This window comes from Azospirillum baldaniorum, from assembly GCF_003119195.2.
In the GTDB taxonomy this organism is placed as follows: domain Bacteria; phylum Pseudomonadota; class Alphaproteobacteria; order Azospirillales; family Azospirillaceae; genus Azospirillum; species Azospirillum baldaniorum.
In genome coordinates this window covers 498,837-512,698 of record NZ_CP022254.1, presented here as the reverse complement: position 1 = coordinate 512,698, position 13,862 = coordinate 498,837, and the positions used below count along the sequence as shown (strand labels likewise).

The window sequence follows — 13,862 nt, the reverse complement described above, 5'->3', positions numbered from 1 at the left end:
GAGGTCATTCCCATGTTCCGGCTTCGTCTGGTCCCTGACAACACCAACATCCAGTTCATGCGCGGGCGACACGCCGGCCTGATCGTGTCGGCGTTCCTGTCGATCGCGTCGGTGGTGCTGTTCTTCTATCCCGGCCTGAACTACGGCATCGACTTCCGCGGCGGCATCGTCATCGAGGCGCGCACGCCGCAGGCCGCCGATTTCGCCTCGCTGCGCCACACGCTGAACCAGCTCAACATGGGGCAGGTGGCGTTGCAGGAGTTCGGCTCGCCCCAGGACGTGCTGATCCGGCTGGAGCGCCAGCCGGGCGACGACGCGGCCCAGCAGGTGGCCGCCGACAAGGTGAGGGCCACGCTCGCCCAGGAGATTCCCGGCACCACGGTGCGCCGCGTCGAGGCGGTCGGCGCGTCGGTCAGCGGCGAGCTGTTCTTCAACGGCATGCTGGCGCTCGGCCTCGCGCTGCTGGCGATGCTCGTCTACATCTGGTTCCGCTTCGAATGGCAGTTCGGGTTGGGCGCCATCGTGACGCTGCTTCTGGACGTGACGAAGGTGGTCGGCTTCTACGCGATCACCGGGATGCAGTTCAACCTGACGGCCATCGCGGCGATTCTGACGATCATGGGCTATTCGACCAACGACAAGGTCGTGGTCTATGACCGCATGCGCGAGAACCTGCGCATCTACAAGAAGATGCCTTTGCGCGAACTGATCGACCGCTCGATCAACGAGACGCTGAACCGCACGCTGGGCACCTCCATGTCGACGCTGCTGTCGATCCTGCCGCTGGCCTTCTTCGGCGGCGAAGCGCTGCAGGACTTCGGCATCGTTCTCATCTTCGGCATTTTCCTGGCGACCTCCTCGTCCATCTTCATCGCCGCCCCCATCTTGCTGTTCCTGGGCGAGAACCGGCTGCGCCGCAACGCGCCGGCGGAGAGCGCGGCCCCGGCCGCCAATCCGACGCCCTGAGCGACAAGAACAGGAAACGGATCAGAGATGGCGGACATCACGCCGATCATCCCGTCGGACCGTCAGGTCATCGACGGCTACGGGGACGGGCAGTTCTGCGTGTCCGGGCAATGGCGCACTGGCGCGGTCGTGGTCCTTCCCGACCGCACGGAGCCCTGGCGCCCCCAGGACTTCACCGCCCTGACGGCGGAGGATTTCACCCCGCTCATCCAGGCGGAGCCGCGGGTGGAGTTCCTCCTGCTCGGCTCCGGCGCCCGGATGCAGCTTCTGCCCAAGGCGCTGCGCCAGGGCCTGCGGGACGCCGGGCTGGTGGTCGAGGTGATGGACACCGGGGCGGCCTGCCGCACCTACAACGTCCTGCTGGCCGAAGGCCGGCGGGTCGGGGCGGCGCTGCTGCCGGTGTGAGCCGGGTCGGTGGCCCGACCGGAAGAGACCAACAAAAAAGGCCCCCGGATCGGGGGCCTTTTCCGTTCTGGCGATCCGGTGAAGGATCAGGCCGGGGCCTTCGACAGGCGCTCGGCCACGAACTCCCAGTTCACCAGGCTCTCCAGGAACGCCTTCACGAAGTCCGCGCGGCGGTTCTGGTAGTCGACGTAGTAGGCGTGCTCCCACACGTCGGCGGTCAGCAGCGGGAAGTGGCCCTGGGCCAGCGGCGTGTCGGCGTTGGAGGTCTTGGTGACCTTCAGCTTGCCGCCGTCGATGTACAGCCACGCCCAGCCCGAGCCGAACTGCGTGATGGCGGCGTTCGAGAACTCTTCCTTGAACTTGTCGACGCTGCCGAAGTCGGCGATCAGGCGCTTCTCAAGCTCGCCCGGGATGGCGCCGCCACCGTTCTTCTTCATGCTCTGCCAATAGAAGGTGTGGTTCCACACCTGACCGGCGTTGTTGAAGAGGCCCTGCTTGGAGGCATCGCCGTAGCTCTGCTTGATGACGTCTTCCAGGCTGGCGTCGGCCAGCGGGCTGTCCTTCGTCAGGTTGTTCAGGTTGGTGACGTAGGTCTGGTGGTGCTTGTCGTGGTGCAGGTGCAGCGTCTCCGACGACATGAACGGCTGCAGAGCATCATAGCCATACGGGAGCGGCGGCAGTTCGAACGCCATTGAGTTACCCTCTCTTCTTGGATTGTCCCATCTCGGCCCGCGCCTTGCGGCACGGCACCTCCGTCCGCTCAAATAGGCCCGCGGCGCGGCAAAGTGAAGGCTGGAAAAAGGCCGAGGCGCGAAAAGGTGGTAATCCTTGCGTTCAGGACCGCGCGTGCGGCGAACTCGCCGGAGCGAACCGCACCTTCGAGTGTCGCCGGAAGCCCCATCTTCGTCCAATCGCCGGCCAGAATAAGGTTTTTCAAAGCGGTTCGGGCACCGGGGCGATTCGCCGCATGGACAGGGGGCTGGTCCGGAGTCGCCCGGCGCTCCTTGATGATTCGGAAAGGCGGCAGGGCCATGTCGGGCGCGCCCATTGCCTTCGCCACGTCGCGCCACAGGGTGGCAGCGAGCGCTTCGGCGGGCTGACCGGCGAGCGCGTCGGCGTCGCTGACCGTCACCGACAGCACGTCGCCGCGCCGGAACAGCCAGTCCGCCGTTCCGCCCACCAATCCCAGGAAGGGCAGGCCGCCCGGCAGGTCGATCGGGGCTGGCAGGCGGAAGTGGGCGTTGACGATGGCACGCCCGGCGGCCGGAGGGGAAACGGGCAGCGCCTCGGGAAGCAGACGCTCGGCGATCCAGGCGGGCACCGCCAGGACCACCGCGTCGTCGTTGCCAAGCGCGATGCGCTCCCCATCCACCGACAGGGCGGCCACACGATCACCCGCGCGCTCCAGCCCGTCCACCCGCACTCCGGTGCGCAGCTCGGCACCGTGCCGTTCCAGCCACGCCACCGCCGGATCGACCAGGGCGGCGGACAGGCCCTTCTCCGCGAACAGGGGGCGGCAGGCGGCCTCGCCGCGCAGCAGCGTTTCCCGCAGCACGGCCCCGAACAGACGGGCGGACACCCGCTCCGGTGCCCCGTTCATCACCGACACGGCCAGCGGCCGCCACAGACGTTCGTACAGCGCTCCGCCGGGGGGCAGGGCGTCGGCCACCGCCGCCTCGGGGCGGGCCGTCAGCGTCCGCAGGGCGGCGAGGTAATCGGCGGGGCGGCTTCCCGGCACGCGGCGCGCCTTGTCGAACAGCCACAGCCCGCCGGGCCGCAGGCACCAGCGCTCGCCGCTGCCGAGGTCGAGGAAGGGAAAGGCGGCGGGGCGCAGCTCGGTCAGGGCGCCGCCGGCGCCGATGCGCTCCAGATAGCCGAGCAGGGAGCGGTTGCCGCTGAGCGCCAGATGGCTGCCGTTGTCCACCACGCGGTTCAGGGTGGCGTCGTAAAAGGAGCGGCAGCGCCCCCCGGCCTGCGGCGCGCTCTCATGCAAGACGACCCGCCGTCCGGCCTCGGTCAGGCGGACGGCGGCGGACAGGCCGGCAAGGCCGGCGCCGACGATGTGGACGGTGCCCAAGACGCCCGTCAGGCGGCGGGCGGATAGCCGAGCGCGCAGCGCACGGCCACCAGGGCGCATTCGCGCTTGCCGACCCGCACCCGCTGGTCGAGATCGCGCCAGCCCCGGGCGCGCAGGCGCACCAGCAGCCGGTGGTACAGCACCATCATGGCGACCGCCGCCCACAGCGAACCGCGCCGTCCGGCGGACTGCCCCTCGGCGAGCGCCCGTCGCGCCTCGGCGAAGCGCTCCTCGGCCAAAACCGCCAGCGCCTCGCAGGTCTGGGGCAGGTTGGGGTGGGCAAGCACCGTGGCGGGGTCGGAGCTGCCGATGCCGGCATCGTCGAGCAACTCGCGCGGCAGGTAGAGGCGGCCGATCTCCGCGTCCTCCGTCAGGTCGCGCAGGATGTTGGTCAGCTGCAACGCCTCGCCCAGCGCCAGGGCGAAGGCCTCGGTGGAGGCGTCCGCCCGGTCGAACACGCGAATCGCCAGCATGCCCACCGCGCCGGCGACGCGGCGGCAATAGAGCCGCAGGGTCGGCAGCGCCGGGCCGGTCATGCCGCCGCTGCTGCCGGACCCGTTGCCGTCGTCCGCCGGGATGTCCATCGCCATGCCGTCGATCAGCGCTTCCAACTCGCCCCGCGGCAGGCCGTAGCGTTCGATAGCACCCTTCAGCGCCGCCCCCAGGGAGCTGGACGGCGCGCCGCCGGCATAGAGGCCGCGGATCTCCGTCCTCCAGGCGTCGATCGCCGCGCGCTTCTCCGCGGGTTCGCCGGGCTCGTCCGCGATGTCGTCGATTCGCCGGCAGAAGGCGTAGATGGCGAACATCGCCGCCCGCTTTGAGCGGGGGAGAAGCAGCATCGGCCAGTAGAAGGTGCTGCCCGACCGTCCGGTCACCGCCGCCGCCGCGGCAGCCGGGCTGCCGGCGGTGTCGCTCTGTGTCGAATCCAGCGATGGCTGCGGCATACGTCGGTCCTGCGTGGTGGCGGTCGAAGGGGGCGGAGTCTATTTGCTCCCGATGGCGCGCGCCAGCCCGCGTGCGGTGGCGAACAGCTTATGATGCGTGCCGAGCACCACCCGCTTCTTCAGCGGGTCGCGGCTGCGCAGCCGCTGCGCCAGTGATTCGGCGAGGCTGAGGATCACCGACGCCTCCATCCGCAGCCCGCGGTGCTGGATCAGGCCGGGCAGGGGGGCGGCGCGTTCCAGCAACCGGTCGGTGTGCTCCAGCGTGCGGTCGAAGATGGCGCGCAGCTTGGCGTCGCTCTCCGTCTCGACCAGCCGCTCGACGCTGATCGCCGAATCGTCGAACCAGACCAGCGGGATGTAGCAGCGCCCGAGCTGGCTCCAGTCCTCCCGGCAGTCCTGAAGGTGGTTCAGCACTTGGAGGGCGGTGCACAGCGCGTCCGACGCCGGCCCGGCGGCCACGCCTTCGCCATGCAGGTCCAGCAGGTAGCGCCCGACCGGGTTGGCGGAGAAGCGGCAGTAGAGCAGCAGGTCGCTCCAGCTGTGGCAGCGCGCGCCCACCGCGTCGCGCCGGAAGGCGCGCAGCACCTGCCGGGGGTGGCGGTCGCTGACGCCGGTCGCCTGCAGGCTGGCGCGCAGGTCCAGCGCCGGCTTCAGATAGGCGTGCTTGGCCTGCCCGGTGGTCAGTGAGCGTTCCAGCGCCTCCAGATAGGCGAGCTTGGTCTCCGGCTCGAGATCGGGATCGTCGGCGATGTCGTCGCCCAGCCGGACGAATCGGTAGAAGGCCATGACATGCGGCCTGAGATGCTTCGGGAGCAGGCGCGAGGCGACCGGAAAATTCTCCGAGTCCGCGTCCTTGCGGGCGACCGGGCTGGGTTTGCGGGGCTTGGTGGGGGCGACGTTGAAATCGGCCATTGTTCCGCCTGCTGCGCGTCGGGGCTGGTGTGGAGAGCCTGTCTGCCTAATATAAGGCGCTTGCGGGCTTTGCCCCGCTTCCAAACTGTGCCACCCCCATTTTTCCAGAACAGGCATCACATGGCGAAGGCGACCCCCGACCTGTCCTATTGCGGACGGGAGGTGAGGAAATATGACAACGACCGTTTCCTGACGTGCCTTTTCGCCCCGGCGGAGCGCCGCGAATCGCTGTTCGCCCTCTACGCCTTCAACCTGGAGATCGCCAAGACCCGCGAGGTGGTGACCGAACCGGTGCTGGGCCAGATGCGGCTGCAGTTCTGGCGCGACGGGCTGGACAAGATCTACGAGGGCGGCGCCGTGCCCAAGCACGCGGTGATGGAGCCGCTGGCCGCCGCCGTGCGGGAGGGCGGGTTGAGCCGCTCCCTGTTCGACCGGCTGATCGACGCGCGGGAGGCCGATCTGGACGACACCCCGCCGGCCAACTTGTCCTGCCTCGTCAACTACGCGGAGGTCACCGGCGCGCCGCTCGTCCAGCTCGCGCTGGAGATCCTCGGCGCGAAGGGGGCCGAGGCGATGGAGGCCGGGCGTCAGGCCGGGATCGGCTACGCGCTGGCCGGCATCGTCCGGGCGGTGCCCTTCCACGCCCGCCAGCACCGCCAGCTTCTCCCCGCCGACCGCATGGCCGCGCACGGCGCCAAGCAGGGCGACCTGTTCGAGCTGCGCTCCACCCCCGAGCTGCGCCCCGTGGCGCGCGAGGTGGCGGAGGCCGCCCGCGACCATCTGGCGAAGGCCCGCGCGCTGCGCCGCTCTGTGCCGCGCGCCGCCCTGCCGGCCCTGCTGCCGGCGGTGCTGGCCGGGCTGCATCTGGACGCGCTGGCGCGGGAGGGCAACGACCCCTTCGCCGCGCGCGTTCTGATGCCCCACCCGCTGCGCCACGCCAAGCTGGCCTGGGCGGCGCTGCGCGGCAGGTTCTGACCCGTGTCGGTCAGGCGGCGCGGATCATCGCCACGAACCGCTCCACCTCCTGGCGGAGTTGGTCGGCCTCCCGCGACAGGTCGCCGGCGGCGTTGAGCGCCTGATCGGCCATCGAGCCGGTAGAGCCCGCCGCCTGGGTCACGCCGCCGATGTTCACCGACACGGCGGCGGTTCCCATCGACGCCTGCTGGACGTTGCGGCTGATCTCCTGGGTGGCGGCGCCCTGCTGCTCCGCGGCGGCGGCGATGGCGGTGATCGTTTCGTTGATGGCGATGATGCTCCGCCCCACCGCCTGGATCACGCCGACCACCGTGCCGCTGACGGTCTGCATGTCGGCGATCTGCCGGGAAATATCCTCCGTCGCCTTGGCGGTCTGGTTGGCGAGATTCTTCACCTCGCTGGCGACGACGGCGAAGCCCTTTCCGGCCTCGCCGGCGCGGGCGGCCTCGATGGTGGCGTTGAGCGCCAAAAGGTTGGTCTGCCCGGCGATGCCCTGGATCAGGTTCACCACGTCGCCGATCTTCTGCGCGGCTGTGGCCAGCCCTTCCAGCGTGCTGTTGGTGCGCTCCACCTCGGCGACCGCCTCCGTGGCCATCTGGGAGGAGCGGCCGATCCGCTCGTTGATCTCGCGGATGGAGCAGCTCAGCTCCTCGGTGGCGGCGGCCACCGTCTGAACGTTCTGGCTGGCCTCTTCGGCGGCGGTGGAGACGGCGGCGGCCTGACGGTCGGTCTGGGCGGCGATGGCCGACAGGCTCTGCGCGGTGCTGCGCATCTCGCCCGCCTGGTCCGACACGTTGCGCACGACACCGCCCACCGACGCCTCGAACCGGCTGGCGACGTCGGCGAGGTCGCGTTTGCGGCGTTCGGCGGCGCGCTGCTCCTCGCGGTGGCGTTCCTCCTCCAGCTCCGCCATGCGGGTGGTGTTGTCCTGGAAGAGCTTCAGGGCCTTGTTGATGGCGCCGATTTCGTCGGTGCGGCCGGTGTCGGTGATGACCACCCCACGCTCCCCGGCGACCACGGCGTCCAGCGTTGCGATGGTGCGGCGCAGCGGCAGGCCGACGATGCTGCGGCTGGCGAACAGAAGCGCGGCGACCAGGGCGGCCAGCAGGACCAGCCCGCCGATGATGGTGGCGTTGCGCAGTTCGCGAACGGGGGCGTTGATTTTGTCGAGCGGCAGGTTGACCAGCAGGGACCAGGGTGTTTCCGTTCCCGCGACCGTCACCGGCAGGAACAGCTGTTTCACGGGCTGTCCATCGGCGACCGACATCTGCTCGAAACTCCGGCCCGCGCGGATGGCCGGTTTGGCAGCGTCAAGCGCCGGGTCCGACTTGCCGATCGGTTGCCCCATCCGCTCGCTGTCGGGATGGCCGGCCCAGACGCCGTCGTTGGAAATCAGGTGGATGGACCCGCTGTCGAAGGGCTTCACCGTCTTCAGCATGGACCAGATGCCGTCGGTGGACAGATCGATGCCGGCCACCCCGATAACCCGGCCGTTTTCGACGATCGGGACGGACATGGACACCATCAGCACCTTCCGGCCGGCGACCGTGTAGCTGTAGGGCTCCACCACCATGGCGTGCCCGGTGCGCTTCGGGATCTGATAATAGGCGCCGTCGGAGCCCGGTTCGTCATAGCCGACGAGGGACTCCAGCGCGACCGTTCCCGACCCGCGGTTCCAGTAGGGAAGGAACCGGCCGGACGCGTCGGAGCCCGGCTTGTTGGCGAACTCCGCGTCACGGCCGTCCAGGGCGTTCGGCTCCATCCCCACCCACACGCCGAGGAAATCCGGGTTGGCCTCGGCGATGCTCTTGAGCCAGATGGAGAGCTGCTCCCGGTCGGTGCGGCCCGCGGCCTTCAGGCCGACCAGCGAGGTCGCGATGAAGCGGCCGGCCTCCATCGCGTTGCCCAGCCGGGCGTGGACCATCTCGCCGTAACGGTGGCCAAGCTGTTCCCCGCTCTGGAAGGCCAGGGTTTCGATGTCCGACCCGCTCTTGGTTGTCAGGGCCGCAATTCCGACCGCCAGGGAAAAGATCGTCACCGTCACGATGACGATCACCTGTTTGGCAACCAATGATTTTGTTTTAATCATAACCATCCCGCTGGAAGTCTTTCTCGCTCATTCGAAAGAAAGTGTCCCACGGCATTGGTTAAGCGTTACTTATGATCTTTATTATCGTTCCGTGATAAATTTCCCGAAATTGCTGGGCCTCAGACGGCGACAGCGGGTGCGGCCTTTAGCCACCCCTCCAAGTCCTCAAGCGCGCGGCGGGTGTAGGCCAGCTTGCGGTCGCGCCCGCGGATGCGCTCGTCCACCGGCGGGAACAGGCCGAAATTGACGTTCATCGGCTGGTAGGTGTCGGCGTTGGCGCCACCGGTGATGTGGCCGAGGATCGCCCCCAGCGCCGTGGTGACCGGCGGGGCGGCCGGCTCGCCGCCCAGCCGCTCGGCGGCGGCGAAGCGCCCGGCCAGCAGGCCGACGGCGGCGCTTTCCACATAGCCCTCGCAGCCCGTCACCTGCCCGGCGAAGCGGATGCGCGGCTGGGCCTTCAGCCGCAGCGCGCCGTCCAGCAGGCGCGGGCTGTTCAGGAAGGTGTTGCGGTGCAGGCCGCCCAGCCGCGCGAACTCCGCCTTCTCCAGGCCGGGGATCATGCGGAAGATCCGCGCCTGCTCGGCGTGGCGCAGCTTGGTCTGGAAGCCGACGAGGTTGTAGAGCGTGCCCAGCGCGTTGTCCTGGCGAAGCTGGACCACCGCGTAGGGGCGGCGTTCCGGCTTGTGCGGGTTGGTCAGGCCGACCGGCTTCATCGGGCCGTAGCGCAGCGTGTCGACGCCGCGCTCCGCCATCACCTCGATGGGCAGGCAGCCTTCGAAGTAGGGCGTGCTCTTCTCCCACTCCTTGAAGTCCACCTTCTCGGCGGTCAGCAGGGCGTCGATGAAGGCGCGGTATTCGTCCTTCTCGAAGGCACAGTTGATGTAGTCCTTGCCGGTGCCGCCGGGGCCGGGCTTGTCGTAGCGCGACTGGAACCACGCCTTGGACAGGTCCACGCTCTCCAGATAGACGATGGGGGCGATGGCGTCAAAGAAGGCCAGCGACTCCTCGCCGGTGAAGCTGCGGATCGCCTCGGCCAGCGGCGGGGAGGTGAGGGGGCCGGTGGCGATGACGACGCTGTCCCACGCTTCCGGCGGCAGGCCGGCGACCTCGCCGCGTTCCACGATGATGAGCGGATGGCCGGTGATCGCCTCGGTCACCGCGCCCGCGAAGCCGTCGCGGTCCATGGCCAGCGCACCGCCCGCCGGCACCTTGTGCGCGTCGGCGCAGCGCAGGATCAGCGAACCGCAGCGCCGCATCTCCTCGTGCAGCAGCCCGACGGCGTTGTACTCCGCGTCGTCCGACCGGAAGGAGTTGGAGCAGACCAGTTCGGCGAACTGGTCGGTGCTGTGCGCCTCGGTCGGGCGGACGGGCCGCATCTCGTGCAGCACGACGGGAACGCCGCGTTGGGCGAGCTGCCAAGCGGCTTCGGACCCGGCAAGGCCGCCGCCGATGACGTGAACGGGGGAATGGGACGTGTCGACCATATCAGCAACTTTCACAAAGTTGCCGAACAAGTAGACCGTCATTGTCGCCACGGCAAGACCAACCGGACCACGGCGCGGAATCGCGACCAGAAGCGCCCCTACGGTCCGGCGCTCCTGATCGCTCCGCAGAACAGCGGTGACTTACTGGGCGGCGAGCTTCTGCTTCAGCCCGTCGAAGCCCGCGGTGAAGATGCCGGAGATCACCTTGCGCGATTCCTCATCGCTGGCGCCGTTGGAGGTGTAGCGCGCCTTCCACACGACGCGCGTGCCCTTGCCCGCCGGTTCGGCCGACAGGGAGGCCGCGTAGTCCTTGACCGGCAGAGGGCTGGTCAGGATCGAATAGCGGATGCGATGGCTGCTGGCGGAGGAGGAGAGCAGCCGCTCCTCGATCGCGCCGCCGCCCTTGAGGGCCAGCACGCGCTTCTGCGCGCCGTCCTTCCGGCGCAGGGTGCAGCTTTCCACGGCGGGATGCCATGTGCCGAGGTTGCAGAAGGGGCCGATCTGCTGCCAGACCTTCTCGACCGGGTAGGGCAAGGTGGTCGATTCCGTGACCTCGACGGCCAGGGCCGGGCTTGCCAGCGCAATCATGGCGGCCATGATCGCGAACAGGGTGCGCATGGGGTTCCCTCCGTTGTTCGGCTGTTCCGGCGCGCTTCATTGGGCGCGCCTCGAAATCCTAGCCGAGCGGGGAGGGATTGAAACTTGTACGTTGGTAGGACGAACAGTGGAGGGACCGGCAAGACAACGGCCGGTCCCGCCTGTGCGGAACCGGCCGTTTCATTTGGGAGCGAAACGAAAAGTCCTTATTCGCTCTTGGTCGTCGTCGTGCGCTCGGTGGTGGTCGAGCCGCCGGTCGGCGGGGTGGTCAGGCTGGAGTTGCCGTAGTTGGGCGAGGTGGTCGTGGTGGTGGTCGTGGTGCTGGTGGACTCGTCGGTCCCGCAGGCGCTGACCAGCAGGGCCGCGCCGAAGGCCAGCGCCACACCGGACATCATGGTCCTGGACATGCTCCGTCTCCATCCTGTTTGGCGAACGATGAAGAGGAAACACCCCCGCTGCCGCTTTGTTTCCAGGGCAAAAATCGGCCATAAGAAAAAGGCCGGGGATGACCCCGGCCCTTCTTCATGCCCTCTTCCGGCTTTTCGGCTTCGCCTTCAGGTAGGGGGCCAGATACTGGCCGGTGTAACTCCGTTTGACCTTCGCCACGTCTTCCGGGGTGCCCTCCGCGACGATCTCGCCGCCGCCGGTGCCGCCTTCGGGGCCGAGGTCGATGATCCAGTCGGCGGTCTTGATGACCTCCAGATTGTGCTCGATCACCAGCACCGTGTTGCCCTGGTCGACCAGCGCGTGGAGCACCTCCATCAGCTTCTCGACGTCGGCAAAATGTAGGCCGGTGGTCGGTTCGTCGAGGATGTAGAGGGTGCGGCCGGTGGCGCGGCGGCTCAGCTCCTTGGACAGCTTCACCCGCTGCGCCTCGCCGCCGGACAGAGTCGTGGCGGGCTGGCCGATGTGGATGTAGCCGAGACCCACCCGCTCCAACGTCTCCATCTTGTCGCGGATGCCGGGCACCGCCTTGAAGAACTCCTTGCCCTCCTCGACCGTCATATCGAGCACGTCGGCGATGGTCTTGTCGCGGTAGGTGACTTCCAGCGTCTCGCGGTTGTAGCGCTTGCCGTGGCAGACGTCGCAGGTGACGTAGACGTCGGGCAGGAAGTGCATCTCGATCTTGATGACGCCGTCGCCCTGGCACGCCTCGCAGCGCCCGCCCTTCACGTTGAAGGAGAAGCGGCCGGGGCCGTAGCCGCGGGCCTTGGCCTCCGGCAGGCCGGCGAACCAGTCGCGGATCGGGGTGAAGGCGCCGGTGTAGGTCGCCGGGTTGGAGCGCGGGGTGCGGCCGATCGGCGACTGGTTGATGTCGATGACCTTGTCGAGATGCTCCAGGCCCAGCAGCTCGTCATGCTCCGCCGGATGCTCGCGCGCGCCCATCAGCTTGCGCGCCACCGCCTTGTAGAGCGTCTCGATGATCAGGGTGGACTTGCCGCCGCCCGACACGCCGGTGACGCAGGTGAAGGTTCCCATCGGGATGCGCGCCGAGACGTTCTGAAGGTTGTTGGCGCGCGCGCCCTTCACCTCCAGGAACTGGCCCTTGTGGCCGGGGCGCCGCTGGTCCGGCACCGGCACGAAGCGGGTGCCGTTGAGGAACTGGGCGGTGACGCTGTCCGGATTGGCCTGGACCTCCGCCGGGGTGCCCTGGGCGATCACGGTGCCGCCGTGCTGGCCGGCGCCGGGACCCATGTCCACCAGATAGTCGGCGGTGCGGATGGCGTCCTCGTCATGCTCGACCACGATCACGGTGTTGCCGAGGTCGCGCAGCCGCTTCAGCGTCGCCAGCAGCCGGTCGTTGTCGCGCTGGTGCAGGCCGATCGACGGCTCGTCCAGCACGTAGAGCACGCCGGTCAGGCCGGACCCGATCTGCGAGGCGAGGCGGATGCGCTGGCTCTCGCCGCCGGACAGCGACCCGGAGCCGCGGCTGAGCGTCAGGTATTCCAATCCCACGGCATTGAGGAAGCCCAGCCGCTCGTTGATCTCCTTGAGGATGCGGTAGGCGATCTCCTTGTCCTTCGGGCGCAGATGGTCGTTCAGCGTGCTGAACCACGTCGCCGCGTCGGCGATGGACATTTCCGCGGCCTGGGAGATGTGCTGGCCGTGCACCTTGACCGCCAGCGCCTCCGGCTTCAGGCGGGCGCCCTTGCAGGTCTCGCAAGGCTGGGAGGACTGGTACTTGGACAACTCCTCCCGCATGTAGGCGCTTTCCGTCTCGCGGTAGCGGCGCTCCAGGTTGTTGACGATGCCCTCGAAGGCCTTGTTCGTCTGGTAGCTGCGCAGCCCGTCGTCGTAGGTCATCGTGATCGGCGCGCCGTCGGAGCCGTAGAGGATGGTCTGGCGGACCTTCTCCGGCAGCTTTTCCCACGGCGTGTCCATGGCGACGCCGAAATGCTGGGCGATGCTCTCCAGCGTCTGCACGTAATATTGGGAGGAGGAGCCGGCCCAGGGGGCGATGGCGCCCTTCTTCAGCGACAGCCGCTCGTCCGGGACGACCAGCATGGGGTCGAAGTAGATCTTGCTCCCCAGCCCATCGCAGGCCGGGCAGGCGCCGAACGGGTTGTTGAAGGAGAACAGCCGCGGCTCGATCTCCGGAATCGTGAAGCCGGACACCGGGCAGGCGAATTTCTGCGAGAAGACGGTCTGCTCGTGCGAATCGGCGTTCTCGACGAAGATGATCCCGTCGGCAAGGCCGAGCGCCGTTTCCAGCGAATCGGCGAGCCGGTTGCCCAGCCCTTCGCGGACGACGATGCGGTCCACCACCACGTCGATGTCGTGCTTCAGCTTCTTGTTGAGCGCCGGGACCTCGTCGATCTCGTGCATCGTGCCGTCGACGCGCACGCGCTGGAAGCCGCGCTTGCGGAGGTCCTGGATCTCCTTCTTGTACTCGCCCTTTCGCCCCCGGATGATCGGCGCCAGCAGCAGCAGGCGCGTGCCCTCCGGCATCGCCAGGATGCGGTCGACCATCTGGCTGACCGTCTGGCTTTCGATGGGCAGGCCGGTGGCCGGGGAGTAGGGGATGCCGACCCGCGCCCACAGCAGGCGCATGTAGTCGTAGATCTCCGTCACCGTGCCGACGGTGGAGCGCGGATTCTTCGAGGTCGTCTTCTGCTCGATGGAGATGGCCGGCGACAGCCCCTCGATCGAGTCGACGTCCGGCTTCTGCATCAGCTCCAGGAACTGGCGCGCGTAGGCCGACAGGCTCTCGACGTAGCGCCGCTGGCCTTCCGCGTAGATCGTGTCGAACGCCAGCGATGACTTGCCCGATCCCGACAAGCCGGTGATGACGATCAGCTCGTCCCGAGGCAGATCGACATCGACGTTCTTGAGGTTGTGCTCCCGCGCGCCGCGGACACTGATGTGCTTGTTCATGGAGTGTTCTTAGCCGAAACCGGTGGGGAAGGGAAGAC

At 68.4% G+C, this 13,862-nt stretch carries 12 protein-coding genes; 3 read left to right on the top strand and 9 right to left on the bottom strand.

What is annotated here, in order from left to right; translation table 11 throughout:
- Window positions 1-12: 12 nt before the first annotated feature.
- Complete coding sequence (secF, locus tag Sp245p_RS35780; protein ID WP_014197282.1) at window positions 13-966, top strand: protein translocase subunit SecF; 954 nt, start codon at window positions 13-15, stop codon at window positions 964-966.
- A gap of 27 nt (window positions 967-993) precedes the next feature.
- The gene (locus Sp245p_RS16715; RefSeq protein WP_014197281.1) at window positions 994-1,371 is read left to right on the top strand and encodes an Mth938-like domain-containing protein; all 378 of its coding nucleotides are present in this window, start codon (window positions 994-996) and stop codon (window positions 1,369-1,371) included.
- Between the two features lie 86 nt (window positions 1,372-1,457).
- Here the strand turns inward: Sp245p_RS16715 and Sp245p_RS16710 are convergent, their stop codons facing one another.
- The 4 genes from Sp245p_RS16710 to Sp245p_RS16695 all read right to left on the bottom strand — a co-directional run bounded on the left by Sp245p_RS16710 (window position 1,458) and on the right by Sp245p_RS16695 (window position 5,304).
- Window positions 1,458-2,063 carry a superoxide dismutase gene (locus Sp245p_RS16710; RefSeq protein WP_014197280.1) on the bottom strand — a complete coding sequence of 202 codons (606 nt, stop codon included), beginning with the start codon at window positions 2,061-2,063 and terminating at the stop codon, window positions 1,458-1,460.
- A 68-nt stretch (window positions 2,064-2,131) separates the two neighbouring features.
- Window positions 2,132-3,448 (bottom strand): hydroxysqualene dehydroxylase HpnE, encoded by a 1,317-nt coding sequence (gene hpnE / locus Sp245p_RS16705; RefSeq protein ID WP_014197279.1) that lies wholly within the window; start codon window positions 3,446-3,448, stop codon window positions 2,132-2,134.
- A gap of 8 nt (window positions 3,449-3,456) precedes the next feature.
- Window positions 3,457-4,392 (bottom strand): presqualene diphosphate synthase HpnD, encoded by a 936-nt coding sequence (hpnD, locus tag Sp245p_RS16700; RefSeq protein WP_014197278.1) that lies wholly within the window; start codon window positions 4,390-4,392, stop codon window positions 3,457-3,459.
- A 39-nt stretch (window positions 4,393-4,431) separates the two neighbouring features.
- Window positions 4,432-5,304 (bottom strand): squalene/phytoene synthase family protein, encoded by an 873-nt coding sequence (locus Sp245p_RS16695; RefSeq protein WP_014197277.1) that lies wholly within the window; start codon window positions 5,302-5,304, stop codon window positions 4,432-4,434.
- A gap of 120 nt (window positions 5,305-5,424) precedes the next feature.
- Here Sp245p_RS16695 and Sp245p_RS16690 point away from each other — a divergent pair, with 120 nt between their 5' ends.
- Complete coding sequence (locus Sp245p_RS16690; protein WP_014197276.1) at window positions 5,425-6,279, top strand: phytoene/squalene synthase family protein; 855 nt, start codon at window positions 5,425-5,427, stop codon at window positions 6,277-6,279.
- Between the two features lie 10 nt (window positions 6,280-6,289).
- On the opposite strand, the gene Sp245p_RS16685 is transcribed toward Sp245p_RS16690, so the two are convergent.
- From Sp245p_RS16685 to uvrA, 5 genes are all read right to left on the bottom strand, one after another.
- A complete protein-coding gene (locus tag Sp245p_RS16685) occupies window positions 6,290-8,350 on the bottom strand; it encodes a methyl-accepting chemotaxis protein (protein ID WP_244439453.1) in 2,061 nt (686 codons plus the stop codon).
- Window positions 8,351-8,487: 137 nt separating this feature from the next.
- Window positions 8,488-9,852, bottom strand: a complete 1,365-nt coding sequence (gene trmFO / locus Sp245p_RS16680; RefSeq protein ID WP_014197273.1) for a methylenetetrahydrofolate--tRNA-(uracil(54)-C(5))-methyltransferase (FADH(2)-oxidizing) TrmFO — start codon at window positions 9,850-9,852, stop codon at window positions 8,488-8,490.
- Window positions 9,853-9,993: 141 nt separating this feature from the next.
- The gene (locus tag Sp245p_RS16675) at window positions 9,994-10,470 is read right to left on the bottom strand and encodes an SRPBCC family protein (protein ID WP_014197272.1); all 477 of its coding nucleotides are present in this window, start codon (window positions 10,468-10,470) and stop codon (window positions 9,994-9,996) included.
- 185 nt (window positions 10,471-10,655) lie between these two features.
- Window positions 10,656-10,856: a hypothetical protein gene (locus tag Sp245p_RS34960; RefSeq protein ID WP_014197270.1), complete on the bottom strand. Its 201-nt coding sequence runs from the start codon at window positions 10,854-10,856 to the stop codon at window positions 10,656-10,658.
- A 115-nt stretch (window positions 10,857-10,971) separates the two neighbouring features.
- On the bottom strand, window positions 10,972-13,824 hold the full coding sequence (uvrA, locus tag Sp245p_RS16670; RefSeq protein WP_014197269.1) for an excinuclease ABC subunit UvrA: 2,853 nt from the start codon (window positions 13,822-13,824) through the stop codon (window positions 10,972-10,974).
- Between the last annotated feature and the right edge of the window lie 38 nt (window positions 13,825-13,862).